We start from the raw sequence: 25197 nt of genomic DNA, 5'->3' as shown, positions 1-25197 counted from the left end.
GCATGGGGCAGCGGCAACAGGGGACGCTGGGGCTGGTTTCCCGTATAATCCCCGCTCCCGTGACAGCAATTGCGTTGCGCCCGAGGCGCCGCACAAGTCATTGAAAAGATACAGGTTTTCCCGTGCCGCATGGCCTTGCCTCTAGGGCCGCCAGCGTACCGGACTACCCCATAACAAGCGAATAGAATAGGTCCGATGAGCGTCAAACCCACCGAAAAAGTCACTCCAATGATGGCTCAATATCTGAGCATCAAAGCGCAATATCCGGATATGCTGGTGTTCTATCGCATGGGCGATTTCTATGAACTGTTCCATGCCGACGCAGAAAAAGCCGCCCGCATACTGGGCATCACGCTGACGGCACGGGGTAGCTCGGGCGGCCAGCCCATCAAGATGTGCGGCGTACCGTTCCACTCGCTGGAAGGCTATCTGGCCAAGCTGGTCAAGATTGGCGAATCGTGCGCGATCTGCGAACAGATCGGCGATCCGGCCACCAGCAAAGGCCCGGTGGAACGCAAAGTGATGCGCGTGGTGACGCCGGGCACGCTGACCGATGCCGACCTGCTGCCGGAAAAAGCCGAACGTCCACTGCTGGCCATGTGCATCGTCAGCCAGCGCAAAGTCGCCACAGCCGGTCTGGCCTGGCTGTCGCTGGCCAGCGGCGCGCTGCGCCTGATGGAATTCTCCGGCGATAGCCACACGGTTGCCACCCGCATGCAGCAGGAACTCGAACGCATCGCGCCGGCCGAAGTGCTGCGCGGCGATAGCGCCGACCTGTTCGAGAACGAGCTGCCCTGCCACGTCAACCGCGTGCCGGACTGGCACTTCGATATCGTCAGCGGCCAGAAGGCCCTGCTCGACCAGTTAGGCGTTGCTACCCTGACGGCATTCGGTGCCGACGGCCTCGGTGCCGCGCTCGGTGCGGCCGGCGCCTTGCTGCGCTATGCCCAGGCTACCCAAGGGCGCGGCCTGCAGCACGTGCGCAGCCTGACTACGGAAACGGAAAACGAATTCATTGGCCTCGATGCCGCCACGCGACGCAATCTGGAACTGACGGAGACCATCCGCGGTCAGGAATCGCCTACCCTGTTCTCGCTGCTCGACCACTGCCGCACGGCCATGGGTTCGCGCCTGCTGCGCCACTGGCTGCACCATGCGCGGCGTGATCAGGCGATTGCGCGTGCGCGCCAGCAGGCCATCGCCGCACTCGCGCAAGCCGATGTAACGGGCGCACTGGCGCACACGCTGGCACAGGTGCCCGATATCGAACGTATCACCACCCGCATCGCGCTGCTGTCGGCACGGCCACGCGATCTGGCCAGCCTGCGCGACGGCGTGCAGCAACTGCCGGAGCTGCGCCATAGCATGCAGCGCGCGCTCAGCGATAGCGCCGGCTTGCTGGCCGCCATCGATGCCGATCTGGCCACGCCGCAGGCCTGCCTCGATCTGCTGCAGCGTGCCATCGCCGAAGAACCAGCCGCCATGGTGCGCGATGGTGGCGTGTTCGCACGCGGCTACGATGCCGAACTCGATGAACTGCGCGCCCTGTCGGAAAACGCTGGCCAGTTCCTGATCGATCTGGAGACCCGCGAACGGGCGCGCACCGGCATTGCCAATCTGCGCGTCGAATACAACAAGGTGCACGGCTTCTACATCGAAGTTACGCACGGCCAGACTACCAAGGTGCCGGACGACTACCGCCGGCGCCAGACGCTGAAAAACGCCGAGCGTTACATCACGCCCGAACTCAAGGCCTTTGAAGATAAAGCCCTGTCGGCGCAGGACCGCGCACTGGCACGCGAGAAAATGCTGTACGACCAGTTGCTGGCCGAACTGGCGCCCTACATCGGCACGCTGCAAAGCATCGCCCGTGCACTGGCCCAGATCGATACGCTCAACGCGCTGACCACCCATGCCGTGCGCTACAACTGGTGCGCACCGCAACTGGTGGAAACACCCTGCCTGAACATCGTCGAAGGCCGCCATCCGGTGGTGGAAAACCAGATCGAACGCTTCATCGCCAACGACTGCCGCTTCACTGACGAACGCCGCCTGCTGCTGATTACCGGCCCTAACATGGGCGGTAAATCGACCTTCATGCGTCAGGTTGCGCTAATTACGCTGCTGGCCTATGTGGGCAGCTATGTGCCCGCCACCAGCGCCACCATAGGCCCGATCGACCGCATCTTCACCCGTATCGGTGCGACCGACGATCTGGCCGGTGGCCGTTCCACCTTCATGGTGGAGATGACGGAATCGGCCGCGATTCTGAACGGCGCCACCGCCCAGTCGCTGGTGCTGATGGATGAAGTGGGCCGTGGCACTTCGACTTTCGATGGTCTGGCGCTGGCCTGGGCGATTGCGCGCCACCTGATCGATACCAGCCGCAGCTTCTCGCTGTTCGCCACCCACTACTTCGAACTGACCCAGCTACCGGAAAGCCATCCGTCGGCCGCCAATGTGCACCTGTCGGCCGTCGAGCACAAGGACAGCATCGTATTCCTGCACGCCGTGCAGGAAGGCCCGGCTTCGCAAAGCTATGGTCTGCAGGTAGCGCAGCTGGCTGGTGTGCCGCAGCCCGTGATCAAGGCCGCGCGCAAGCATCTGGCGCGACTGGAAGCGCAGGCTCTCGATGCCACGCCCCAGCTCGACCTGTTTGCTGCGCCGGCCAATGATGCGGACGACGAGGACGTGGCGCCGGCGGCGGCCGATCCGGCCGCGCAGGCGCTGCTCGATGCAGTGGAAGCGCTCGATCCCGATGCCCTCACCCCGCGCGAAGCACTGGAACAGCTGTACCAGCTCAAACGCCTGTCGGCAGCGGCGCAGGCATGAAGCCGCGGCGATGCCCGGCGCGCGCGCAGCAGGCCGCAGTGGCTGCATTCAGCGCACTCGCGCTGGCGCTGCTGCCTTGCACGGCCAGCGCTGACGCGGCGATGCCTTTCCAGTTCGGCGTAATCGGCCACAGCTTCAAAAGCAGCGCCGACGAAGCGCCGCTGCGGCAGGCTATCGCCAGCGCCAGCCAGCAAGCACCAGCCTTCATCGTGGCCACCGGCATCAAGTCCGGCAGCGAACCATGTAGCGACCGTCTGTACGCGCAGCGCCGCGCACTGTTCAACGACAGCAGCGTACCGCTGGTGCTGTCGCTGGCCGGCAGCGACTGGAGCGCCTGCCAGAATTCGGCCGGTCGCTCGGCTGCCATCGAACGCCTGAACCGCGTGCGCGAACTGTTTTACGGCGATGCCGAATCGCTGGGCATGCGCCACCTGACGCTCACGCGCCAGTCCGGCACGGCCAAATTCCGCAGCTATGCGGAGAATGCCCACTGGCAGGTGGGCAAGGTGCTGTTCGCCACCATCAACCTGCCCGCCAATAACAACCACTACCGCGCCGAAGCGGGCCGCAACAGCGAATACGAAGACCGGCTGGTGGCCAACCGCGCATGGCTGAACCGTTTGTTCTCGCTGGCGCAGCGGCAGAAGCTGCAAGGGCTGGTGCTGTTTTCCGATGGTGCCATCACAATGCCGGAAGCGGGCCTGTTATCGCTGCTGCCCAGCTTCCGCAACAAGCAGGATGGCTTTGCCGAACCGCGCCGTCAGATCCATGCGCTGGCAGAAAAATTCAAGGGACAGGTTTTGCTGATCGATGCGCAGGGCAGCAATGGCGGCGAGACCGTCATCAGCTGGCGCGGCAATGTGGGCTCTCTGAGTCTGGCCACGGCGTGGACCGAGATTGGCGTCAGCGGCGCGAATGCCACGCTGTTCGCCATCCGTGCCAACGGCGCCGAGGTGGCGCCTTAGAGCACCTGAAAAAAGCGCAGCCAGATCAAGTTCCCCTGATCTGGCCGGCTATGGGCACCTGCACACAGGCGCCTCTCCACCACAATTAGTGGATAGGGTGGATGGCGACGTGATCGCCCTCTTCACCAGCTTCATCGTCGTCATCGTGGTGATGGCCGTGCGCACCGTGCACGTGGCCGTGGGCGATTTCTTCGTCCGAGGCGGCACGCACATCGACTACCGACAGGCTGAAGCGCAGGGCGATGCCAGCCAGCGGGTGATTGCCATCCAGTACCACTTTGTCATCGGCGATGTCGGTCACGGTGAAGATCATCGGTTCGACATCTTCATCGCCATCCGGCATACCTTCGAATTGCATGCCCACTTCCAGTGGTTCTGGCAGACGGTTGCGCTCTTCCACTTTCACCAGAGCGGCATCGTAGTCGCCAAAAGCATCTTCCGGTTCGATCTGGATGATCGAGCTGTAGCCCACATCCTTGCCATCGAGTTCTTCTTCGATCTTGGGCAGGGTATTTTCATAGCCGCCGTGCAGGTAGACCATAGGCTGACTGCCATCTTCGATCAGGTTATCCTGGGCATCGGTCAGCTTGTAGTTCACAGTCACGACCGTATTCTTGGCAATCTTCATGGGAATTCCTTTCTTAATTAACCCCGTGATTATACCCTGTCTCACCGGCGCCACTGCCCTTAGCAGCCGTTCCGCGCGGCGCATGGGTATAATGCCGTATGAAAAAATTACCTCTCCTGGGCGACATTACGCCTGCGCAGTTCCTGCGCGAATACTGGCACAAGAAACCTTTGCTGATCCGTAACGCCGTGCCCGGCTTCAAGCCGCTGCTGAGCGTGGAAGCACTGGGCAAGCTGGCTGCCACCAACCATGCCGAATCGCGTCTGGTGACGAATGTAGACGGCAACTGGAATCTGCAGCACGGCCCGCTCGAGTCGCTGCCGCCTATGAGCCAGAAGGAATGGACTGTACTGGTACAGGGTGTCAACCTGTTCGATGACAAGGCCGATGCACTGTTACGTCAATTCCGCTTCATCCCCGATGCCCGTCTGGACGACCTGATGGTCAGTTTTGCTACGGACGGTGGCGGTGTCGGCCCCCACTTCGATTCCTACGATGTATTCCTGCTGCAAGCGCAGGGTCAGCGCCGCTGGCGCATCGGCGCACAGAAAGATCTGACGCTGGTAGAAGGCTTGCCGCTGAAGATACTGGCCAACTTCGTGCCGGAGGAAGATCTGGTGCTCAATCCGGGCGACATGCTGTACCTGCCGCCGCACTGGGCCCACGACGGCATCGCCATCGGCGATTGCCAGACCTATTCCATCGGTTTCCGCCAGCCCTGCTATCAGGAGCTGGGTGAAGCCTTCCTGCAATTCATGGCCGATTCCATCGACCTGCCGGGCCGCTACAGCGATCCCGACCTGAAACCGCAGAACAAGCCGGCCGAAATTCCCCGTCCCATGCTCGATACCCTGATCGAAGAGATCAGCAAAGTGCGCTTCACCGACGAAGATATCACCATCTTCCTCGGCGAATACATGTCCGAACCCAAGCACAATGTCTTCTTCACAGGTCCGGCCAAACCTCTCACTTTCGGCAAGTTCAGCGACAAAGCCAGCCAGAAGGGCCTGAAGCTGTCACGTAAGACGCAGATGCTGTATCGCGGCAAGCACGTGTTCATCAATGGCGAATCCTTTGGTGTGGGCAAGGCCGACCGCGTGACACTGGAACTGCTGGCCAATGAACGCCGCCTCGATGGTGCCGCTTTTAGCGATGCCTCGGACGACGTGCTGGAAGCGCTGTACACCTGGTATCAGGACGGCTGGATAGAACTGCTGTAAGGAGGCGTTATGGAGGCACTGCATACCCCGTTTGACACGCGCAGTGCCTTTCAGCAGCACCTATCTAGCTGCATCAGCGCCGCGCAGCATACCCTGTGCCTGTTCGACCCGGATTTCGCCAGTTGGGAGCTAGGCAGTAGCGACATGGATGCGGCCCTGCGTCGCTTCCTGCACGGCGGTGGCCAGCTGCAACTGGTGGCCCATCAGGGTCAGCCGCTGCAACGCATGGCGCCGCGCTTCCTGCGCCTGATCCAGGCCTACCAGCACCGCGTCGCCCTGCGGCGCACGCATCCCGCACTGCGCCAATTAAGCGATTCATTCTGCCTTGCCGACCAGAGCCATCTGGTAAGGCGTTTTCATTCTGATCACTTCCGCGGCGAATACAGCGTGTATGACGCCGCCGAAGTAAAAACCTATCAAGATCGCTTTATTACAATTTGGTTAGATTCGGGTCCGGGGCTGTTAGAAACCCCTGCCGAAATTTGACCATTTTCCGCGCAGAATAAGGCAGTTCGCGACCAATTCCGCGCAATTTGAAGACACTAGCCTTTTGGTCACCCTTTGCAATGTTGCAGTATCGCAAATTAATGGCCGAAACGTCCGTTCGTCCTATTGCGACGCAGTAAAAATCGCTATAATATTTCGTTAGGAAGTTTCCGTTGTCTGGTAGGCACCTCACGAGGTACGCAAGCCTTCGAAGACGACCTAAAATAGAGCGATAATTACCGGTAATTATTAATCGCAACACTGTGTTTAATTTGAATTAACTAAGGAAAATCCATGAAAAAGTCCCTGCTGATCGTTTCCCTGCTGGCTGTTGCTCTGGCTGCTTGCTCGAAAAAAGAAGAAGCTCCTGCTGCTCCAGCTCCAGTAGCTGCTCCTGAAGCTGCTGCTCCAGCCGCTGCTCCAGCTGCTGCTCCTGCTGCTTCGGACGCTGCTGCTGCTCCAGCTGCTGCTCCAGCCGCTTCGGACGCTGCTGCTGCTCCAGCCGCTGCTGCTCCAGCTGCTTCGAAGTAATCAGCTCGATAGAAAAACCGGCCTGCGGGCCGGTTTTTTTACGTCTGTCACTTTTACCCAGACCGCAGCGATAAAACCTCCCCTATTCCGCTCAGCGGGTTTTTATCCCTGCAGTTTAAAAATAAAAAAAGCCGGCATTTAAAATGCCGGCTTTTTTATTGCGCCGGATAATACCGGCGCTACAAACATTACTTCAGCTGTTCGTGCAGCAGCGTCAGGATCTTCTCGGCCACAGCGCCGGTATCGGCCTGCCCCGCGTTGTTGGCCACCGTCACCACACTGGTGCTGCCTGCGCCGGCTTTCACCAGAATACGGTAGCGCTGCGCTTCCTTGTCCGCTTCCGACGAGCCCCAGCTGAACAGTTTGGAGAAGAAGCCTTTGCTTTCGCCATTTTCGTCCACATAGCGCACGAAATATGTGCCCTGGGTGCGGTCACGGTCTTCCACCGTGAAGCCGGCACGGTCCAGCGCCAGGCCGACACGACGCCATGCGCGGTCAAAGCCTTCATCCACCTGTACGGCGCGCTCGGCACCGCTACCGACCAGCACTGCGTGCTGAGCCTGTACTGGCGCATTCTCGACCGTGCTACGGGCTTCGGCCACTTCGCTTACATTGCCCAGCTTGGTCATCAGACGGGCCAGGAATTCCGCTTCCAGACCCGGATCATTGGCACGCGGCGTCCACGAAGTGGTTTCGTTTTGCGGACCGGTCACCACTTCCTTGGCGCCACGGTGGCTGATGTAGATTTCGCTGCTACCGTCGGCACGGCGCTCGATACGGGTACGGAACTTGTCCCGTTCACCGCTCGAATACAGCGAATCGAACACCTTGCCCAGCGTATTGCGAATGAAGTCCTGCGGAATCTTGGCGCGGTTTTCGTTCCAGTCAGTTTCCATCAGGCCAGCCGCCGGCATTTCCTTGGCCAGCACAAAGCCCGAATCTTCCCAGAACTGCTTGAGCTGAGGCCACAGTTGCTCTGGCGTCTGCTTGACCACCAGCCAGCGCTGGTTGCCGTCGCGTTCCACCTTGATATCGCCCAGCCCCGCCACTGCCACACTGCCCGCCGCTGGCGTGCCCGGCACGATTGCAGCGGTATTGCCGCCGTTGCCGCGCGAAGCGTTGTAGCCAGAAGCAGTAGCGATGCCATTGTTCGAATCCGGCAGCGAATAGCGGTTATCTTTCTGTAACTGGGTCAGATCTGGCGGCACGTCCAGCGTGCTGGCCTTTTTGGCGGCCTTGTAATCGACCTTATCCGTACCAACCACGGAACCAATCATGCCGCAACCGGTCAGGCTGGCCATCAAGGCGCCCACCAGCACAGCGCGTTGCGAGGAAATAGAAACTGTCTTGCGATTAGTCATGTGGTAACTATTTAAATAGCTGAATAGCAGCAAATCAAAAACGATCCGAACCGTAGTCGGGGCTTAGGTGTATTACAGAACGCCGGATTCTTTCAGTGCTGCACGTACGGCAGCGTGGCAATCTTCCGCCAGCGGTACCAGCGGCAGACGTATGCCCGCAGGCATCTTGCCCATTTCCGCCAGCGCCCATTTCACTGGCACCGGATTCGGCTCGATGAACAGCTTCTGGTGCAGCGGGAACAGCTTGTTATTCCATTCCAGCGCCTTGGCGATGTCGCCGGCGATGGCGGCCTTGCACATTTCCGCCATGCCGCGCGGTGCCACATTGGCGGTCACGGAAATATTACCGGCGCCGCCGGCCAGCATCAGTGCCATAGCGGTCGGATCATCGCCCGAGTACACGGCGAACGATTTCGGTGCCAGACGCAGCAGGTCGTAGCCGCGGCCGATATTGCCAGTCGCATCTTTTACGCCGACGATGTTGGGGATTTCCGCCAGACGCAGGATGGTTTCGTTGCTCATGTCGGCCACGGTGCGGCCCGGCACGTTGTACAAAATCACCGGCAGGTCCACCGCTTCGGCGATGGCCTTGAAGTGCTGGTACATGCCTTCCTGGGTAGGACGGTTGTAGTAAGGAACTACTTGCAGGGTGGCATCCGCGCCCGCTTCCTTGGCGTAACGGGTCAGCTTGATGGCTTCTGCCGTCGAGTTGGCGCCAGCGCCAGCGATGATGGGAATCCGGCCGCGCGCGTGGGCCACCGTGGCCTTGATCAGTGCGCAGTGCTCTTCCACACTCACGGTGGCCGATTCACCGGTCGTGCCGGCGATGACGATGCTGTCCGTACCTTCGGCGATATGCCAGTCGATCAGCTGATTCAAACCCTCGAAATCCAGACTTCCGTCTGCGTGCATCGGGGTGACGATTGCTACGATGCTGCCCTTAATCATAGGTAACCACTGCGTAAAGAATTAAAACAACGATTGTAGTCGATAGGTCGCTGCCGTGGTGCATTCGCGGCGACAAATCAACCGTCAAAATGGTGGCAATAAAGCCGCCATACGGGGGAATTCCGGCCGCACGGCGCACAGTCGTTGCACCATGGCAGCTTTTGGCGTGTCGACCACACCTTCTTCATAGGCTACCACGTGCAAACCATGGCGTTGCGCCCAGCCCAGCAATTCGCCAGGCTGGAGCAGAAATGCCGGATTGGAAGGTTTGCCGAACTGCGCATTACCTTCCGCAAAAGTTTCATAAATCAGCACGCCATTCGCTGTCAGACTGTCCAGCATGGCCGGTACCAGCGGCCGGTGCAGATAGTTGGTCACGACAATGCCGGCAAAGCGCTGCGCACCGAAAGGCCACGGCGCACCCGCCTGTTCCAGATCGATTTCCGTGGTGGTAATGCCATCACCGGCCGCTGCGGCCAGTGCCGCCGGGTCGCGATCGACCGCCACCACGGCATGGCCCAGCGCTGCCAGATGGCGCGCATGGCGGCCATGGCCGCAAGCCAGATCGAGCACGGCGCCGCTCGGTATCAGCGGCGCATAGCGCTGCACCCATGGCGAAATCAGGTCGCTGCTATGGCTCATGTATAAGCCAGTCCCATGGCTTCGCGTACATCGCGCATGGTCTCGAGCGCCAGCTTGCGCGCTGCATCATTGCCGTCGGCCACGATGGCACGTACCAGCGACGGGTCGTCCAGATACTGCTGGGCGCGCTCGTGCATAGGCTCCTGTTCCTTGACGATCGCGTCGATAACGGGCTGTTTGCATTCGATGCAACCGATACCGGCAGATTTACATCCTTTTACCACCCATTCCTGGGTAGGCGCATCGGAATACACCTGATGGAACTGCCACACGGGGCAGCGGGCCGGATCACCCACGTCGGTACGGCGTACCCGGGCCGGATCGGTCGGCATGGTGCGGATCTTCTTTTCCACCGAGGCTTTGTCTTCGCGCAGGGCGATCGAATTGCCATAGCTCTTGGACATCTTGCGGCCATCCAGGCCGGGCAGACGCGAAGCGGCCGTCAACCGGGCTTGCGGTTCCACCAGTATCAGCTTGCGGCTGCCTTCCAGATAGCCGAACAGGCGTTCGCGGTCGCCCATGGACAGGCTTTGTGCATCGTCCAGCATGGCCTTGGCCTGCTCCAGCGCCTCTTCCTTGCCATCCTGCTGGTATTCCGTGCGCAGTTCGTTGTACAGCTTGGCGCGTTTGCTGCCAAGCTTTTTCACGGCCTCCTGCGCTTTTTCTTCAAAACCCTTCTCTTTGCCGTACATATGGTTAAAACGACGCGCAATTTCGCGCATCATTTCAATGTGCGGCACTTGATCGTCGCCCACCGGCACCTGACTCGCACGGTAAATCAGCACGTCAGCGGCCTGCAGCAGCGGATAGCCGAGGAAGCCGTAAGTTGCCAGATCTTTGTTGGACAGATTCTCGATCTGATCCTTGTAGGTAGGCACCCGTTCGAGCCAGCCCAGCGGCGTCGCCATGGACAGCAGCAAGTGCAGTTCGGCATGTTCAGGTACGCGCGACTGGATGAACAGCGTGGCCTGCGACGGATCGATACCGGCCGCCAGCCAGTCGATCAGCATATCCCAGGTGCTGCGTTCGATCACGCTGGGGTCATCATAGTGCGTGGTCAGGGCATGCCAGTCGGCCACGAAGAACAGGCAAGGCAGTTCGGACTGCATCTTGATCCAGTTTTTCAATGCGCCGTGGTAGTGGCCCAAGTGCATGGAACCAGTGGGGCGCATGCCGGAAACTACACGATCGGGGTACATAGAGGGCTCAGCGAAGTAAGAAAATCAGGGGGAATAGCAGCACGTGGAAGATGCTCTGCAGGATGTGCATGCCGCCCACGAGGAAGTCGGTCAGCAGGCCAAACTGCATCATCAGGATCAGCCCGATGAACACATACATGCCATAACGTTCGATCTGGGCGTACTGGCGAGCCAGCGGCAGCGGCAGCATGCCCGTGACGATACGGCCACCGTCTAGCGGCGGCAAAGGAATCAGGTTGAATATGCACATGGCCGAATTGACGCCGATGCCGGCCTTGCTCATTTCAATGAAGAAGTCATCCTGCGGGAAACCCAGCGCATAGGTCAGCAGCACCCACAAGGTCATCCAGCCCAAGCCCATGGCGAAGTTGGCGGCCGGACCGGCTGCCGCCACGAAAGCCATCTGCTTCTTGGGATTGCGCAAGCGGCCATAATCGACCGGCACCGGCTTGGCATAGCCGAGGGCCGGCAGGTGCAGCAGACTCAGGATGAGGGGCAGGATGATGGTGCCGAAAGGGTCGATGTGCCGCAGCGGATTCAGGCTCAAGCGCCCTTCCTGGGCTGCCGTGGGATCGCCGAAATAGCGTGCCACATAGCCGTGCGCCGCTTCATGCAGGGAAATGGCAAACAACACGGGGATCAGATACACCGTGATGGTTTGGATCAGACTGTCAGTTTCGTTCATGAGGGGATTCTACCAGAGGGCGGACTCAGCCCAAGCAGTACCGTCAGGGGCCGGCACAGATACCCAGTTAATCACCAGACCATGCCAGTTCCATCTTAGTTCTTGCTTAGTTCTTACTAATTCATGGTCTGATGCCGGACCGCCGGACCAGCGCGCCGCTTTGCTCACAAGCCGAACATCGAGGCATCGCCGCGGCCCTGGCGCACCAGTTCGGCCTGCGGCCCCGTCAGATCGATCACGGTCGTCGGTTCCATGCTGCAGGCGCCGCCGTCTATCACCAGATCGACCAGTTTGCCCAGCCGCTCGACGATGGCATCGGCATCGTTGAGCGCTTCCGTCTCGCCCGGCATGATCAGCGTCGTACCCAGCAGCGGCTGCTGCAGCACTTCCAGCAGCGCGTGAACGATGGCGTCTTCCGGTACCCGCAAGCCTATGGTTTTGCGCGATGGATGGCTGAGCCGGCGCGGCACGCATTTGGTCGCTTCCAGAATGAAGGTGAACGGTCCCGGCGTGGCCGCCTTGAGCAGGCGGAACTGCTGGTTATCGACGCGTGCATACACGCCGATTTCGCTGAGGTCGCGGCACAGCAGGGTCAGGTGGTGTTTTTCATCCACCCCGCGGATACGGCGCAGCCGTTCCACTGCAGCCTTGTCATCGAGGTGGCACACCAGCGCATAGCAGGAATCCGTCGGCACGGCGACGATGCCGCCGTCATGCACGATCTGCGCCGCCTGCTTGATCAGACGCGGCTGCGGATTAACGGGATGGACCTGAAAAAACTGACTCATGATGGCGCTGGCGGTGGCCGCTGTGACGTAAGCTTAAGATTGTACGCTACGCAAGGCTGCAATACGCTGTTCGAACGGTGGATGGGTGGAAAACAGTGCGCCCCAGCCGGCCGAAGCGCTAATGCCGGACGCCGCCATCGATTGCGGCAATTCGCCGGGCGTCATGCCGTTCAGGCGAGCCAGCGCATGCTGCATGGGTACAGAGCTGCCCAGCAGACGGGCCGAACCGGCGTCCGCACGGAATTCGCGCTGACGCGAGAACCATGCCACGATCAGCGATGCGGCCAGACCAAAGATGATTTCGCACACAAATACGGTGATGGTGTAACCGATGCCGGGGCCGCGGCGCTCGCTGTCGTCATTCTTGAGCAGCATCTTATCGACAAAGAAACCCACCACGCGGGCCAGGAACACCACGAAGGTATTCACCACGCCCTGAATCAGCGTCATGGTCACCATGTCGCCATTGGCGATGTGGGCCACTTCATGGCCCAGCACGGCTTCGACTTCATCGCGGTTCATGCTTTCCAGCAGGCCCGTGGAGACGGCCACCAGCGCCGAATTCTTGAAAGCGCCCGTCGCGAAAGCATTCGGCTCGCCGTCATATACGGCCACTTCCGGCATAGCGATGCCGGCGCGCTGGGCCAGTGTGGCCACGGTGTTGACCAGCCACAGCTCGGTCGAGTTAGTGGGCGACGTAATCACGCGCGCGCCGGTCGACCATTTCGCCATGGGCTTGCTGATCAGCAGAGAGAATATGGCACCGGTAAAGCCTACCACCAGCGAGAAGGCCAGCAGGCTGCCCAGTTGCAGCGTATTGCCACTGCCGGGACGGCCAATACCGAGCAGCGACAGCACGATGGACAGCACCAGCATCACGGCCAGATTGGTCAGAATAAACAGGACGATACGTTTCATTGCTAAGTCTCCCTGGGGGATCACGGAATTAAGGAACAGCGCGCGGCAGATAGATAAGACCAGCCTGGCTGATTTTCAAGGGCTGGTATAGCGCCTAGAACCAGTCATGCCAGACCGGCGTGACCCCGGCCGGTAATGGCGGCAGCAGGGCAAAATCCACCCGCGCTTCGCCCGGCGCATGGAAATCCGTGCCGCGCGAAGCGAGGAAACCATAGCGTCTGGCCAGCTCGGCATATTCGGGATACTGGTCGGGCGTATGGCTGCCCGTCACCACCTCAATGGCCGTACCGCCCAGCTGCTTGAATTCGTCGAACAGCACGCCCTGCGCCATGTCGTTGAATTTATAGCGGCCCGGGTGGGCGATCACGGCGATGCCGCCGGCCGCACGGATCCAGCCCACCGCATCTTCCAGCGTGGCCCAGCGGTGCGGTACATAGCCGGGTTTGCCTTCCGACAGGTATTTCTTGAACACGTCAGGGATGTTGGCGCACACGCCCTGCTCCACCAGATAGCGGGCAAAATGGGTGCGTGACATCAGATCGGGATTGCCGACAAATTTCAGCGCGCCTTCATACGCATCGGCGATGCCGGCTTTGGCCAGCTCGGCCGCAATCTGGCGGCCACGGTTGTCGCGGCCGGCACGGGTGGCGGCCAGACCGGCGCACAGGCCGGCATGGGTTTCATCGATCTGCAGGCCGACGATGTGCACGGTTTCTTTGGCCCAGGTAATCGAAATTTCCACCCCGCTCACGAACTGCATGCCCAACGCCTGCGCTGCAGCGCGCGCCTCGGCCACGCCATCGATTTCGTCGTGATCGGTCAGCGCCCACACATCGACACCGGCCTTGCGCGCCGTCTGCGCCACGGCAGCGGGCGCCAGTACGCCATCAGAGACATTGGAATGACAGTGCAAATCGACTTTTAAGGCATTAGACATACGGGTACATAAAACGCTGCAATGAAGCTTGCATTGTACGCCTCTTGCACAAAATTCACTTAGCCGCTGTCATGGCAATGACCTCTGCAGAAATTGCTCGATCAGGCGGGCCAGCGCCTCTGGCTGGTCATGGTGCAGCATATGGCCCGCATCTGGCAGGATATGGCGTTCAACATTGCGCAAATGACCGAGCCGGAAATCCAGTTCCGTACGCCCTTCGGCCTCGCCGCCCATCCAGCTCCACATATCGGTCTGGGCCGCCTCCACCCACAGCACGGGCGCCGTGATGGCACTCCAGCAGGCCAGCACATCTTCCGAGTGGTAAGGCAGCGGACCATGCTGCTTGTGGGCCGGATCGCCCAGCACTTCCCAGCGGCCCGGCGTGGTCTGGGCCGACCAGTGCTGGGCGAGGAAGGCAGCGCGTTCATTGCTCAGGCGCGGGTTGGTTTTCTGCAAACGCGCTGCCACTTCGGCCTCGCTCGTATAAGTGCGCAGGGCGGGCAGCGTATGCAGGCCATCGAGCCAGGCCGCATAGCGGCGCGGTGTCTGTTCCGGCTTGTTGGACTTCAGGCCGCCCCCTTCCAGATTGATCAGCTTGCGGATGCGCTCCGGCCGCGCCCCGGCGTACAGACTGACGACATTGCCGCCCATGCTATGGCCGAGCAGGTTGATGGCCTCGCCCGGCGCATAATGGTCGAGAATGGCGTCGAGGTCGGCCAGATAATCGGGGAACCAGTAGGTATCGCTGCCGCTACGCTGGGACAGGCCGAAACCGCGCCAGTCCGGCGCTATCACATGCCAGTCGCCCTGCAAGGCATCGACCACGAACTGGAATGAGGCGCCCACATCCATCCAGCCATGCAGCATGAACAGTTTGGGCGCGCCCTCGCGCCCCCAGTGCCGCACATGGCTGCGCAGACCGCGTATGGTCAGAAATTCGGATCGGGAAGGCGTATAAGTCATGTCTGTCCTTGAAAAGACGTAAATTGGCGCAATATCCACCAGCAAGCACGACAAAACAGCTAGCTGGCGGCGCTGCAAAATAATAGCACGACCGTTCGATAGCTGCACAAGCGTAAAATAGCGACATTCTGGCGCGCAAGCATCCAAGCATTAGCGGACCGACAACTCAGACCGTTGCGGGGCTGGCGCGGCATCTCACCACACCCACAAAGGTTTCCAATGTCTATATATCAACTGGGCGAACACGCGCCCGAGATCGATGCATCGTCATTTGTTGCAGACACCGCCACCGTAATCGGCAAAGTCACGCTGCATGCCAACACCTCGGTGTGGTTCGGTGCCACCATCCGCGGCGATAACGAGCGCATCACCATAGGCGCCGGCAGCAATGTGCAGGAAGGCACGGTGATGCACACGGATATGGGCTACCCGCTGACGGTGGGCGAAAACGTCACCATCGGCCATCAGGCCATGCTGCACGGCTGCACCATCGGCGACGGCGCCCTGATCGGCATACAGGCCGTGATCCTGAACGGCGCCAAGATCGGCAAAGGCTGTCTTGTCGGAGCCGGTGCGCTGGTCACGGAAGGCAAGGAATTCCCTGACAACAGCCTGATCATCGGTTCGCCGGCCAAGGCCGTGCGCACGCTGACGGAACAGGATGCCGCCAATCTGCGCGCCAACGCCGACAACTATGTACAACGCGGCCAGCTCTTCAAGTCGCAACTGAAAAAGATAGGAACACCATGAGCAACACCGGGCAGGACACCCTGCAAAAATTCATCTTCGAGAACGCTGCCGTACGTGGCGAACTGATCGACATTTCCGCTACCTGGCGCGAAGTGCAGGCACGCCAGCACTACCCTGCTCCCGTGCGCAAGCTGCTGGGCGAAATGGTGGCGGCCGCTGCGCTGCTGTCGGCCAATCTGAAATTCAACGGCTCCATCATCATGCAGATCCATGGCGATGGTCCGGTACGTCTGCTGGTGGTTGAATGCGACGCCGAACTGCGCCTGCGCGCAACCGCCAAGCTGGCACCGGATGCCGTGATTGCCGACGATGCAACCCTGACCGATCTGCTGCACGCACATGGCAAGGGCCGCTTCATCATCACGCTCGATCCGGCCGACAAGCTGCCGGGTCAGCAACCGTATCAGGGCATAGTCCCGCTCGATGGCGGCGACGTGGCGACTGTGATCGAAAACTATATGCTGCGCTCGGAACAGCTGGATACCAAGCTGTGGCTGGCGGCAGACGAACAGAGTTCGCGCGGCCTGCTGCTGCAGAAGCTGCCGCTGCATGGCGGTACGGCCGAAGCGGCACCGCTGAGTGCGGACGAAGCACTGGAAACCTGGAACCGCGCCGTGATCCTGGGCTCCACGCTGAAGCAGGAAGAGCTGCTGAGCACCGGCATCGAGGTGCTGATGCAGCGCCTGTTCTGGGAAGAGACCATCCGCGTGTTCGATCCCGTGCATCCTAGCTTCCACTGCAGCTGCAGCCGCGAAAAAGTCGGCAATATGCTGCAGATGCTGGGCCGCGACGAAGTGGAAAGCGTGCTGGCCGAACAGGGCCAGGTTGCCATCAACTGCGATTTCTGCGGCCAGCACTACGCCTACGATGCGGTCGACTGCGCCCAGCTATTCATCGCCCCTGCCGAAGCGCTGCTGCCTGCCAGCGACGCCAAGCACTAAGCCCGACGCCAGGCGCTAGCACCTGGCTTCAAGTTGCTGCCGGCGCGCCCGTTCGTGGCGCGCCGCTAATTCCACAGTTTGGCGCAGCGCGTCTCCAGCACATCCACTTTCCCCACCAGCTTGACCGCGTTCACGCTACGCACCAGATCCACCCGCTCCACGCAGTCCGTACGCAACATGCGCTCCAGCGGCCGCGTGCACACTGTCACACTGCCGCCCGTGCTGGTATTGCAGCTAAAGCCTTCCGCGCGCATGCGCACCAGCGCTTCGTCCAGCGTCATGCCGGGCTGCACCGTCTGTGCCACGTAATTGCTGAACGCTCCCTGATTCACCGTAGTGCAGGCAGCCAGCGCCGCTAGCGCCCCCAGCCCGCACAGGGCACGCCAGCGCCGTGTGTAAGTTCCCATCCTGCTCCCTTCCCGTTCTCTGCTGTCTCGATCCGGCAGTGTAGCGCACTCGCGTCACGCTCCGGTAATAGTTGGTCACTATCATTGCCGACGTTACAAATTCCACCAACTTGTCTTGAAGGCTAATCATGAATCGACCAATTTTCACCGTCCCTACACTGGCACTGGCACTGAGTGTACCAATGCTGGCCATGGCGGCCAACGTTGCTGCAGCCGTGGCCGAATTCTCCGGCGAAGCGGCTGCCGCAAATGCCGTTGGCGCCGCAGCCGTGGCAGCCGACGTAGCCGCTGATACAGCCGCCCAGACGGCCGCCGATGCCAGCGTAGGCGCCATGGCCGCACCGATGGCTACGGTGGAAGTATCGACCCGAAAGACCCGCTCCTCGGTCGCGCTGGGCAAAGCCGATATGCAGAAAATCCTGCCCGGCATTAATCCGCTGAAAGCCCTGCAGACGCTGCCCGGCGTGAGCTTCCAGACGGCCGACCCATGGGGCAATAACGAGCAGAACCTGTCGCTGTTCGTACACGGCTTCAGCGGCCAGCAACTGGGCTACACCATGGATGGCGTGCCACTGGGCGACCAGCAGTACGGCAACTACAACGGCCTGTCGCCGCAGCGCGCCGTGATCAGCGAAAACGTCGGCCGCGTGATTCTGTCCTCGGGCGCCGGCGATCTGGCCACCGCCTCGACCAGCAATCTGGGCGGCACCATCGAAACCTTCTCGAGTGATCCGGCGCGCGAACGCAATCTGGCCGTGCAGCAGACAGTAGGCAGCTACAAGACTTCGCGTACCTTCCTGCGCTACGACAGCGGCAATTTCGGCAATGGCAACAGCGCCTACCTGTCGGCCACCCACCACGAACAGAAAGCCTGGGACTTCAATGGCCGTCAGGGCGGCAATCAGGTCAACGCCAAATTCATCCACAACGACGATGCCGGCAAGCTGACCCTGTTCTTCAACTATTCCGACAAGATCGAGCCGAACGAAGACGCCACCGTGCACTCGGCGACGGAAAAATTCCAGCCCTACACCCGTCCCTTCATGTATCCGGACTTTGCTACCGCACTGGCCTATCTGTCGCCCACCGGCGCCACGCCTGCAGCAGAAGGCAACAACTACCGCAACTACTACAGCGATGCGCAGCGTACCGACTACCTGACCTATGCCAAATACGAAATGCCGCTCGGTGAAAACACCACTTGGTCTAACCAGATCTACTACCACAACGACGATGGCGTGGGCGTGGTGGCAGGTCCGATCGGCGTGGCCGGTCTGCCCGGCCTGTTCGCCGTGTACTACCCTAACCAGAACCTGAAACAGGTGTTCGGCAATTCCGGCTATGCCACCCGCACCACTGAATACGCCATCAACCGCAACGGCTGGCTGTCCACCGTGCGCAGCGAATTCGGCAACCACACCGTGCAGGGCGGCCTGTGGTTCGAACATAACCGCTCCTCGGCTTACCGCCGCTGGTATGCACTCGATGTGAACAATCCTAGCTCGCCATACGGCCGCCCTAGCAATCCGCTGATCACCCAGTACGGCAGCGAGATCGATAACAAGGTGGTGCAACTGCACCTGCAGGATGAATGGCGCATGCAGCCCAATCTGGCGCTGCAGGCCGGCTTCAAATCCAGCCTGCAGTTTGCCGACGGCCAGTTCCCGGTGCAGCCGGCCAAAGGGGCGATTGCCAATGGCTCGCTGGCTCTGCCAGTCGGCAAGATCGACACCAAGAAATGGCTGCTGCCACAGGTCGGCGCACGCTGGGATATCAGCGCGCAGGATCAGGCTTTCATCAACGTGCAGAAGAATATGCGCCAGTTCGTCACCTACGGCGGCGGCGGTGCTTCGCCATGGAGTCTGGCCAGCCAGGCCGCGTTCGATCTGTTCAAGACCACGGCCAAACCGGAAACCTCGATCACCTACGAACTGGGCCTGCGTAGCAGCCATAACGTTGATCTGGGCGCCATCACTGCCTTCGACGGTCAGGTCAGCCTGTACCATGTGGACTTCAAGGACCGTCTGCTGACCATCAGCCCGACGCCCGTGATTACTTCCATCATCGGCGGCAATCCGGTGCTGGCCAACGTCGGTAGCGTGAAGACCAACGGCATCGACCTGTCCGGCACTGTGCACATGGGCCGCAGCTTCTCGCTGTATAACGCGCTGTCGTTCAACCGCTCCACCTACTCGGACAACTACAACAACGGCAAGGATTTGGTGCCGACCTCGGGCAAGTCCGTGCCGGGCAGCCCTGAGTGGATGAACAAGACCGTGGCCACGCTGAACATCGCCGATACCGAGTTCCAGCTGATCGGCGACTACGTGGGCAAACGCTACGCCACCTACACCAATGACCTCGACGTACCGAGCTACTTCCTGATGAGCCTCGGCGTTTCGGGCAAGCTGCCTTTCCTGAACAGCAATGTGCTGAAGAATGCGCGCTACCGCCTCAACGTCAGCAATCTGGCCAATCGCGAGGGTCCGCTCAATGTGGTGGTGGGTGCTGCCAGCGGCACTTACAATACCTATCCTATCGCTCCACGTCAGGGCTTCCTGACTTTGATGGCAGACTTCTGATGCGTGATATGACACTGCAAGCGCGCCTGTCCCGGCGCGGTTTTCTCGGTGCTGCAGCAGCTACGGCGGGGGCAACCCTGCTGCCTGCCACAGCCTTCGCACAAACCACGCCAGCCAACGCTGGCCGTGCTGCCAGCATGCTGGCAGCTGGCGCGCCCGCTACGCCGGACCTATCCGGCCTGCCCGGCGTGGCCGCCATGGGCCTAGGCAGCGGCAAGCCTCTGGTGTTCGGCCACCGCGGCGCCAGTGCGCTGCGTCCCGAGCACACGCTGGCCGCCTATGCCAAGGCCATCGCCGATGGTGCCGACTATATCGAACCCGATCTGGTCAGCACCCGCGACGGCGTGCTGGTGGCGCGCCACGATGCCTTCGTCAACGAGACTACGGACGTGGCCACGCGGCCCGAGTTCGCCAGCCGCAAAACCCGCAAGACCATCGATGGCGAAACCCATGAAGGCTGGTTCGTCGACGACTTCACGCTGGCCGAACTGAAAACCCTGCGCGCCATCGAACGCCTGCCCCAGCTGCGGCCCGGCAGCGCGGCCTACAACGGCATGTTCCAGATCGTCACATTCGAGGAAATCATCGACTTCGTCGCGGCCGAAGCGGCCGCACGCGGGCGCCTGATCGGCCTGGTGCCGGAGCTGAAAAGCTCGACCTACTTTGCCAGCGTAGGCTTGCCGCTGGAAGACCGTTTCCTCGCCATCCTCGCTGCGCATGACTACACGCGCCGCAATCCGGTGGAGATACAGTCCTTCGAGGTGAGCAATCTGAAATACATGCGCGGCAAGCTGGGCCAGCGCGCCAATCTGCGCCTGATGCAGCTGGTAGTGGATCTGCCGGTACCGCCCATGGATGTGGCCAAAGCGGGCGGCAAGCTGACTTACCAGCAGATGTGCACCCCGGCCGGTCTGCGCGAAATCGCCACTTATGCCGATGTGGTCGCGCCGCCCACGCGCGCCATCATCCCGCTGAAGAAAGATGGCACGCTGGGCCAACCGACGGCATTGGTAGAGGACGCGCACCGCGCCGGCCTGCGGGTGGAGCCGTGGACTTTCCGTCCCGAGAACTACTTCCTCGCGGCCGAATTCCGCAGCAATGACGGGCCTGCGGCACGCCATGAAGCGGGATCGATTGCGGAGATGCAGCGCTACATCGCCACCGGCATCGACGGTTTCTTTACCGACGATCCGGCGCTGGGCCGCGCGGCCGTTGCCACTGTCTGAAACGATAACCGCGGTGGCAACGGGCCCGGCGTCTAGCGACTGGCCTGCAGGCTAGCCTGACCAGCAGTACCTGGCGCTTGCGGCAGGGCTGCGGTCAGGTCCAGCCAGCTTTGCGGTTGCGGCTTGCCGGGTGCGCGCACGCCGAAGAAACTGACTACCAGATCGCCGCGCTGGTCATAGAAGTCGACCGAGGTCACGCCGGCACGGCGGATCACATAAGCGCTGCGGAAAGCGTTGTCGCGCAGGTGCAGATTGAATTGCGGGTCCAGCACGTTGAACCAGCCCCCCGCTTCCTGTACCTTGCCGATTTTGCCGCTGTAGATCTGGATTGTGCCTTCGTTACCGAGGAAGGCCATGATCTCCACCTGCTGCTGCGCCGCCTGTTCCAGCAGCTGGCGCACGGCCTGCGGCGCAATCGCCCGCGCTGCACCGGCAGGTGCCAGACGCATGGCCTGTTCGCGACTCACCCCGAATTCACCAAGCAGGCGGTTGAACTGGTGCACATCGTTCATGTCCTGCCACGCCAGCCGGTATTCCTGCACGTCGATGGCGCTATCTGGCCGCTCTGGCGCCCGCACCGGTGCAGCCGTGATCTGCAGCGGCGCCTGCTGCTGCGGATGGCGGAACTCGGCTACCATCTGGTCGAACATCGCCGTACCAGCCTCGCTTTTCACATACAGCTTGTGCACCGCGTTGCCCTGCCCGTCGAAGAACTGCAGGCTGCGGCTGATAACACCATCTTTGCCCGGCTGTGCCACGGCAAATGCATGTTTCCAGTTGCGGAAAGTGAAGCGCAGGTCGATCGGGCCGCCCAGATAGCCGCCGGCGATATTGCGCAGGCGTGCCTCGCGTTCCTGGTCCTTGTCCGCATCCAGTCCCGTCACCTGCTCCTGCGCCTTCAGACGAGTGGCTACGCCGGTGCGTTCGATCACACCATAGTCATTGCGCGTCAGCGCCATTACCGGCCCCAGATCGAGTGCCCGGCGCATGATCTCGCGTGGCACCAGTTCGCCTTCGCGCAATCGGGTCACGCCCTGCCCTATGCCAGTGGCTAACAGTTCCGCTTCCGATACGCCCAGATTGCTAGCCGCATCGCGCGCCGTCAGGCGTGGCTGTTCCGCCCGCAGACGTTCCCAGCGCACCGCCAGCTCACTGGCCGAGACGGCGCCACACAACAGCACACTGCCCAACGCCAGCGCCAGTACATAAGTCTTCTTCATATTCGCCTCCATTAGTAGATAACTTTCAGATTCAGTGCATAGTTACGGCCCGGACGTGACGCCCGTTCAATGTCGGCCAGTGCCTGCGCCGTGCTGCCTGCAGCCAGACTACGTGCCGATGCATAGTCCCAGTATTTGCGGTCGCCGAGGTTGTACACCCCGCCCGTGAGTTGCGCATGTTTGCCGAGATTCCAGTAGAAAGTGGCATCCATCACGCTATAGCCGGGTACACGGAAGCGCGCTGTGGTATTGCTGCTGATGACGTCCTCGCTGGCCGTCTTGCCACGCACGCCGGCCAGCGTGAATGCCATACCGGCGAGTCCCGCCGCAGCGTCATACGCCAGACTGGCATTGGCCTTGTAAGGCTGGATGGATGGCAGACCTCCCTGTTTGCCGCTGCTGCGGTTCTGCGCCGCGCCACGCGACAGGCCAGCGGCGGCAGCCAGGCTCCAGCCTTGCAGGGCAGGCTGCCATTGCCCCAGTTGCACGCGGGCCGACACTTCACCGCCCCAGCTTTGGGCTTTGCCGATATTCTCGGGCCGATACAGTCCTGCCGTAATGGTCGGATAATTGACGGGATCAGCCGGCTGGGCCGCATATTCGATCAGATTGTCGTAGGTGTTATAGAACACCGAACTATCGAGTTCGATACCCGCTGCCGGTGCCCCTTTCAGCCCCAGCTCGTAGCTGTTGCTGGTCTCCTTCTGCAGCGCCGGATTGCCCAGCACGGCGTAGCCATTGCCGGCCGCCGTGTAGCTGAAGGAATCGAAAGTGCCGGTGCGCTCGGCTGCCGTCGGCAGGCGGGTACCGCGGCTATAGCTGGCATAGGCGCTATAGCCGGGCCACAATTCCAGCGCCAACTCCAGACTCGGGCTCAGATAGGCATCGGTTTCGTCGCGGATTTCGCGCGCCGCGGCCGGCACGGCAATCAGATAGGCCGCCAGATTCGTCGGGTGCAGCTTGCGCTGCTCGGTGCGCAGGCCCGGCGTCAGCGTGGCATCGAGCCCCGCCAGCTTGAACATCCAGTCACTACGCACATACAGGGCCAGCTTGTCCGTATCCATATCGGCCATACGGTTTTTCATGGTGATCTGGTGCGCGCCGGTTTTCAGCACGGTGCGGTCTTCCAGCCAGGGCCGGCGCGCCTGCTGCTGCTCGTAGCTGGCACCATAGGCCAGTTGCCAGCCGGCTTGCACCTGCTTGCTGGCTTCGAATGCCAGCCCCTGACTGTGGTTGTAATAACCCGTGCTGATAGTGCGCAGATAGGGCTGGCCACCAGTGATGTAACTGGCCCGGGTCAGATCTGTCACGGCCGCATTCTGGGTGTACAGACGGGTGGTGAGCTGATCGAACAGCCACAGCGCCACAGGGGCGTAGCGGTGCTCTATGCTGTAGCGGGTGCGCTCGGTGCTGCCGTCCTGGGTGGCGCCTTCCGGATACGAGGCGCCCAACTTGTTGGCAAACAAACGATCATGCTGGGCCTGATACTGGTCGATGGCAAACAGCAGGCGCTGCTGCGGCGTCAGCTGCCAGTGCAGCTTGGCCAGCACGGCATCGGAATGCCAGCGGTCCGGATTGACAAGCACCGTGCTCATGCTGGCCGTTTCTTTGCCCGCCCGGTGCACCGCCACGATCAGAGCCTGTAGCGACGGCGCCAGACGGGCTGCAGCCGTCAGCGCCTGCGAGCGTTGCGACTGCTCGCCGCTATAGCCGACGCGCAAATCGGCATACAGCGAACGGCCAGATAAATAGTCCTCCGGCACCTTGGTCACGAACGCAACGGCGCCACCCAGACCGGGTGTGCCAGCACCGGCCGGGCTGGCACCTGCGCCTATGCGCACTTCGCGGAACGTTTCGGGATCGAAATAATCGCGGCCTATGCCGAAAGTATTGGCACTGGTGGCATCAGGCTTGGGGGCAGCATCCGGCAAGGCCACGCCATCGAGCGTCAAACTGACGCGATTGCCCTCCGCACCACGGATATTGAAGCCGGTATTGCCGGCACCATCCCAGATATTGCCGCCACCACTGGCGGCCGACGGAACACTGACCAGTGGTGCATAGCGCGCGATATTGGCCATATCGCTGGCATTGTTACGGCTTAGTTGTTCGGCGCTGAGCACCACCGTATTGCTGGCGCCAGCGGTACCAGCTTCAACACGGGTGGACTGGACCAGAATTTCGCCCAGTGTGGGCGCATCCTGCGCACCAGCGTGCAGTGGCTGCGCGCCCAGCATGATCCATAGTGCGCATTGGACGGCGGCCGTGGCAGGCCGCAGGCAGGCCGACGCCGGCCGCATACCGGCATCGGTAGAAAAAGCGAGCATAGAGTTCCATACGAGAGAGGTTAATAGCTGGCTCTCGGAACAATGCTGATTGCTGGCGGAAGACTTATATTATCAAGAATGATTCTCATTTACAAGCGAAATTCCGCCTGCTAGCCCGCCAGATAGTTATTCTTCACGCGCACATAGTGTTCGGCCGAATAGCGCAGATAGGCGATTTCTTCCCGCGTCAGCGCGCGCACCTTGGCAGCGGGGCGGCCCACATACAGGTGGCCGCTTTCCAGCACCTTGCCGGGCGAGACCAGACTGCCCGCACCCACCATCACATGGTCCTCAATCACCACATCGTCCATGATGATGGAGCCCATGCCGATCAGGCATTCATTGCCGATGCGGCAGCCGTGCAGCAGCACGGAGTGGCCGATCGTCACGTAGTCGCCAATGATCAGCGGCGAGCCTTCCGGCTTGTCGGGCCGGCGGTGCGACACGTGGCACATGCTGAAGTCCTGAATATTCGTGCCCTCGCCCACCACGATGCGGTTCACATCGCCGCGCACCACGGCATTGCACCACACTGAGCTGTTCGCGCCCAGCGTCACATCGCCGATCACCTGCGCCGTCGCATGCAGATACACCTCGGCCGCCAGCTGCGGCGCCGTATCAAGATAGCGTTCCAGCGCCAT

At 61.2% G+C, this 25197-nt stretch carries 23 protein-coding genes; 9 read left to right on the top strand and 14 right to left on the bottom strand.

Going from position 1 to position 25197, the window contains the following annotated elements; translation table 11 throughout:
- Positions 1–195 precede the first annotated feature (195 nt).
- The gene (gene mutS / locus GM655_RS04350; RefSeq protein ID WP_155433363.1) at positions 196–2832 is read left to right on the top strand and encodes a DNA mismatch repair protein MutS; all 2637 of its coding nucleotides are present in this window, start codon (positions 196–198) and stop codon (positions 2830–2832) included.
- Positions 2829–3797 (top strand): hypothetical protein, encoded by a 969-nt coding sequence (locus GM655_RS04345; protein ID WP_196308700.1) that lies wholly within the window; start codon positions 2829–2831, stop codon positions 3795–3797. Before mutS ends, GM655_RS04345 begins: the two co-directional genes overlap by 4 nt.
- 85 nt (positions 3798–3882) lie before the next feature.
- Here the strand turns inward: GM655_RS04345 and GM655_RS04340 are convergent, their stop codons facing one another.
- The gene (locus tag GM655_RS04340; RefSeq protein WP_155433362.1) at positions 3883–4425 is read right to left on the bottom strand and encodes an FKBP-type peptidyl-prolyl cis-trans isomerase; all 543 of its coding nucleotides are present in this window, start codon (positions 4423–4425) and stop codon (positions 3883–3885) included.
- A 98-nt stretch (positions 4426–4523) separates the two neighbouring features.
- Between GM655_RS04340 and GM655_RS04335 the strand changes: the two genes are divergently transcribed.
- From GM655_RS04335 to GM655_RS04325, 3 genes are all read left to right on the top strand, one after another.
- Complete coding sequence (locus tag GM655_RS04335; protein ID WP_155433361.1) at positions 4524–5645, top strand: cupin domain-containing protein; 1122 nt, start codon at positions 4524–4526, stop codon at positions 5643–5645.
- Positions 5646–5654: 9 nt separating this feature from the next.
- The gene (locus GM655_RS04330) at positions 5655–6131 is read left to right on the top strand and encodes a DUF7931 domain-containing protein (RefSeq protein ID WP_155433360.1); all 477 of its coding nucleotides are present in this window, start codon (positions 5655–5657) and stop codon (positions 6129–6131) included.
- 294 nt (positions 6132–6425) lie between these two features.
- The gene (locus tag GM655_RS04325) at positions 6426–6662 is read left to right on the top strand and encodes a hypothetical protein (protein WP_155433359.1); all 237 of its coding nucleotides are present in this window, start codon (positions 6426–6428) and stop codon (positions 6660–6662) included.
- Between the two features lie 188 nt (positions 6663–6850).
- On the opposite strand, the gene bamC is transcribed toward GM655_RS04325, so the two are convergent.
- The 9 genes from bamC to GM655_RS04280 all read right to left on the bottom strand — a co-directional run bounded on the left by bamC (position 6851) and on the right by GM655_RS04280 (position 15103).
- Entirely contained in the window at positions 6851–8023 is a 1173-nt protein-coding gene (gene bamC, locus GM655_RS04320; protein WP_229632363.1) for an NlpB/DapX family lipoprotein, read from the bottom strand.
- A 72-nt stretch (positions 8024–8095) separates the two neighbouring features.
- Positions 8096–8971, bottom strand: a complete 876-nt coding sequence (gene dapA / locus GM655_RS04315; protein WP_155433358.1) for a 4-hydroxy-tetrahydrodipicolinate synthase — start codon at positions 8969–8971, stop codon at positions 8096–8098.
- A gap of 84 nt (positions 8972–9055) precedes the next feature.
- Positions 9056–9613, bottom strand: coding sequence for a class I SAM-dependent methyltransferase (locus tag GM655_RS04310; protein ID WP_155433357.1), 558 nt, complete (start codon positions 9611–9613; stop codon positions 9056–9058).
- Entirely contained in the window at positions 9610–10812 is a 1203-nt protein-coding gene (locus GM655_RS04305; protein WP_155433356.1) for a tryptophan--tRNA ligase, read from the bottom strand. The genes GM655_RS04310 and GM655_RS04305 overlap by 4 nt, the downstream gene beginning before the upstream one ends.
- A 7-nt stretch (positions 10813–10819) precedes the next feature.
- Positions 10820–11497 (bottom strand): site-2 protease family protein, encoded by a 678-nt coding sequence (locus GM655_RS04300; protein WP_155433355.1) that lies wholly within the window; start codon positions 11495–11497, stop codon positions 10820–10822.
- Positions 11498–11661: 164 nt separating this feature from the next.
- On the bottom strand, positions 11662–12285 hold the full coding sequence (locus GM655_RS04295; protein WP_155433354.1) for an L-threonylcarbamoyladenylate synthase: 624 nt from the start codon (positions 12283–12285) through the stop codon (positions 11662–11664).
- A gap of 33 nt (positions 12286–12318) precedes the next feature.
- Positions 12319–13203, bottom strand: coding sequence for a protease HtpX (gene htpX, locus GM655_RS04290; RefSeq protein ID WP_155433353.1), 885 nt, complete (start codon positions 13201–13203; stop codon positions 12319–12321).
- A gap of 94 nt (positions 13204–13297) precedes the next feature.
- Entirely contained in the window at positions 13298–14140 is an 843-nt protein-coding gene (locus GM655_RS04285; protein ID WP_155433352.1) for a 3',5'-nucleoside bisphosphate phosphatase, read from the bottom strand.
- Between the two features lie 69 nt (positions 14141–14209).
- Positions 14210–15103: an alpha/beta fold hydrolase gene (locus GM655_RS04280; protein WP_155433351.1), complete on the bottom strand. Its 894-nt coding sequence runs from the start codon at positions 15101–15103 to the stop codon at positions 14210–14212.
- A 219-nt stretch (positions 15104–15322) separates the two neighbouring features.
- Between GM655_RS04280 and GM655_RS04275 the strand changes: the two genes are divergently transcribed.
- Both GM655_RS04275 and hslO read left to right on the top strand, forming a co-directional pair.
- Complete coding sequence (locus GM655_RS04275; protein WP_155433350.1) at positions 15323–15853, top strand: gamma carbonic anhydrase family protein; 531 nt, start codon at positions 15323–15325, stop codon at positions 15851–15853.
- The gene (gene hslO / locus GM655_RS04270; RefSeq protein WP_155433349.1) at positions 15850–16794 is read left to right on the top strand and encodes an Hsp33 family molecular chaperone HslO; all 945 of its coding nucleotides are present in this window, start codon (positions 15850–15852) and stop codon (positions 16792–16794) included. The genes GM655_RS04275 and hslO overlap by 4 nt, the downstream gene beginning before the upstream one ends.
- Positions 16795–16859: 65 nt before the next feature.
- On the opposite strand, the gene GM655_RS04265 is transcribed toward hslO, so the two are convergent.
- On the bottom strand, positions 16860–17201 hold the full coding sequence (locus GM655_RS04265) for a hypothetical protein (RefSeq protein ID WP_155433348.1): 342 nt from the start codon (positions 17199–17201) through the stop codon (positions 16860–16862).
- A 128-nt stretch (positions 17202–17329) separates the two neighbouring features.
- Here GM655_RS04265 and GM655_RS04260 point away from each other — a divergent pair, with 128 nt between their 5' ends.
- Together GM655_RS04260 and GM655_RS04255 are read left to right on the top strand one after the other, a co-directional pair.
- Complete coding sequence (locus tag GM655_RS04260; protein ID WP_229632362.1) at positions 17330–19783, top strand: TonB-dependent receptor; 2454 nt, start codon at positions 17330–17332, stop codon at positions 19781–19783.
- Positions 19784–19791: 8 nt separating this feature from the next.
- A complete protein-coding gene (locus GM655_RS04255; RefSeq protein ID WP_371866745.1) occupies positions 19792–21009 on the top strand; it encodes a glycerophosphodiester phosphodiesterase in 1218 nt (405 codons plus the stop codon).
- A 32-nt stretch (positions 21010–21041) separates the two neighbouring features.
- Here the strand turns inward: GM655_RS04255 and GM655_RS04250 are convergent, their stop codons facing one another.
- The 3 genes from GM655_RS04250 to GM655_RS04240 form a co-directional block, all read right to left on the bottom strand.
- Positions 21042–22229: a hemin-degrading factor gene (locus tag GM655_RS04250; RefSeq protein WP_155433346.1), complete on the bottom strand. Its 1188-nt coding sequence runs from the start codon at positions 22227–22229 to the stop codon at positions 21042–21044.
- Between the two features lie 11 nt (positions 22230–22240).
- Complete coding sequence (locus GM655_RS04245) at positions 22241–24556, bottom strand: TonB-dependent receptor domain-containing protein (protein WP_155433345.1); 2316 nt, start codon at positions 24554–24556, stop codon at positions 22241–22243.
- Positions 24557–24666: 110 nt separating this feature from the next.
- Entirely contained in the window at positions 24667–25197 is a 531-nt protein-coding gene (locus tag GM655_RS04240) for a gamma carbonic anhydrase family protein (protein WP_155433344.1), read from the bottom strand.

Origin of the sequence: Pseudoduganella danionis (genome assembly GCF_009720775.1) — a bacterium.
Lineage (GTDB): Bacteria > Pseudomonadota > Gammaproteobacteria > Burkholderiales > Burkholderiaceae_D > Rugamonas > Rugamonas danionis.
The sequence above is the reverse complement of the archived record's forward strand: the minus strand, read 5'-3'. Positions and strand labels throughout refer to the sequence as shown.

Excerpts from the sequence above, each read along its gene's own strand:
- mutS (WP_155433363.1), top strand. The coding sequence starts at position 196 with ATGAGCGTCAAACCCACCGAAAAAGTCACTCCAATGATGGCTCAATAT.
- GM655_RS04345 (WP_196308700.1), top strand. The coding sequence starts at position 2,829 with ATGAAGCCGCGGCGATGCCCGGCGCGCGCGCAGCAGGCCGCAGTGGCT.
- GM655_RS04340 (WP_155433362.1), bottom strand. The coding sequence starts at position 4,425 with ATGAAGATTGCCAAGAATACGGTCGTGACTGTGAACTACAAGCTGACC.
- GM655_RS04335 (WP_155433361.1), top strand. The coding sequence starts at position 4,524 with ATGAAAAAATTACCTCTCCTGGGCGACATTACGCCTGCGCAGTTCCTG.
- GM655_RS04330 (WP_155433360.1), top strand. The coding sequence starts at position 5,655 with ATGGAGGCACTGCATACCCCGTTTGACACGCGCAGTGCCTTTCAGCAG.
- GM655_RS04325 (WP_155433359.1), top strand. The coding sequence starts at position 6,426 with ATGAAAAAGTCCCTGCTGATCGTTTCCCTGCTGGCTGTTGCTCTGGCT.
- bamC (WP_229632363.1), bottom strand. The coding sequence starts at position 8,023 with ATGACTAATCGCAAGACAGTTTCTATTTCCTCGCAACGCGCTGTGCTG.
- dapA (WP_155433358.1), bottom strand. The coding sequence starts at position 8,971 with ATGATTAAGGGCAGCATCGTAGCAATCGTCACCCCGATGCACGCAGAC.
- GM655_RS04310 (WP_155433357.1), bottom strand. The coding sequence starts at position 9,613 with ATGAGCCATAGCAGCGACCTGATTTCGCCATGGGTGCAGCGCTATGCG.
- GM655_RS04305 (WP_155433356.1), bottom strand. The coding sequence starts at position 10,812 with ATGTACCCCGATCGTGTAGTTTCCGGCATGCGCCCCACTGGTTCCATG.
- GM655_RS04300 (WP_155433355.1), bottom strand. The coding sequence starts at position 11,497 with ATGAACGAAACTGACAGTCTGATCCAAACCATCACGGTGTATCTGATC.
- GM655_RS04295 (WP_155433354.1), bottom strand. The coding sequence starts at position 12,285 with ATGAGTCAGTTTTTTCAGGTCCATCCCGTTAATCCGCAGCCGCGTCTG.
- htpX (WP_155433353.1), bottom strand. The coding sequence starts at position 13,203 with ATGAAACGTATCGTCCTGTTTATTCTGACCAATCTGGCCGTGATGCTG.
- GM655_RS04285 (WP_155433352.1), bottom strand. The coding sequence starts at position 14,140 with ATGTCTAATGCCTTAAAAGTCGATTTGCACTGTCATTCCAATGTCTCT.
- GM655_RS04280 (WP_155433351.1), bottom strand. The coding sequence starts at position 15,103 with ATGACTTATACGCCTTCCCGATCCGAATTTCTGACCATACGCGGTCTG.
- GM655_RS04275 (WP_155433350.1), top strand. The coding sequence starts at position 15,323 with ATGTCTATATATCAACTGGGCGAACACGCGCCCGAGATCGATGCATCG.
- hslO (WP_155433349.1), top strand. The coding sequence starts at position 15,850 with ATGAGCAACACCGGGCAGGACACCCTGCAAAAATTCATCTTCGAGAAC.
- GM655_RS04265 (WP_155433348.1), bottom strand. The coding sequence starts at position 17,201 with ATGGGAACTTACACACGGCGCTGGCGTGCCCTGTGCGGGCTGGGGGCG.
- GM655_RS04260 (WP_229632362.1), top strand. The coding sequence starts at position 17,330 with ATGAATCGACCAATTTTCACCGTCCCTACACTGGCACTGGCACTGAGT.
- GM655_RS04255 (WP_371866745.1), top strand. The coding sequence starts at position 19,792 with ATGACACTGCAAGCGCGCCTGTCCCGGCGCGGTTTTCTCGGTGCTGCA.
- GM655_RS04250 (WP_155433346.1), bottom strand. The coding sequence starts at position 22,229 with ATGAAGAAGACTTATGTACTGGCGCTGGCGTTGGGCAGTGTGCTGTTG.
- GM655_RS04245 (WP_155433345.1), bottom strand. The coding sequence starts at position 24,556 with ATGCTCGCTTTTTCTACCGATGCCGGTATGCGGCCGGCGTCGGCCTGC.
- GM655_RS04240 (WP_155433344.1), bottom strand. The coding sequence starts at position 25,197 with ATGGCGCTGGAACGCTATCTTGATACGGCGCCGCAGCTGGCGGCCGAG.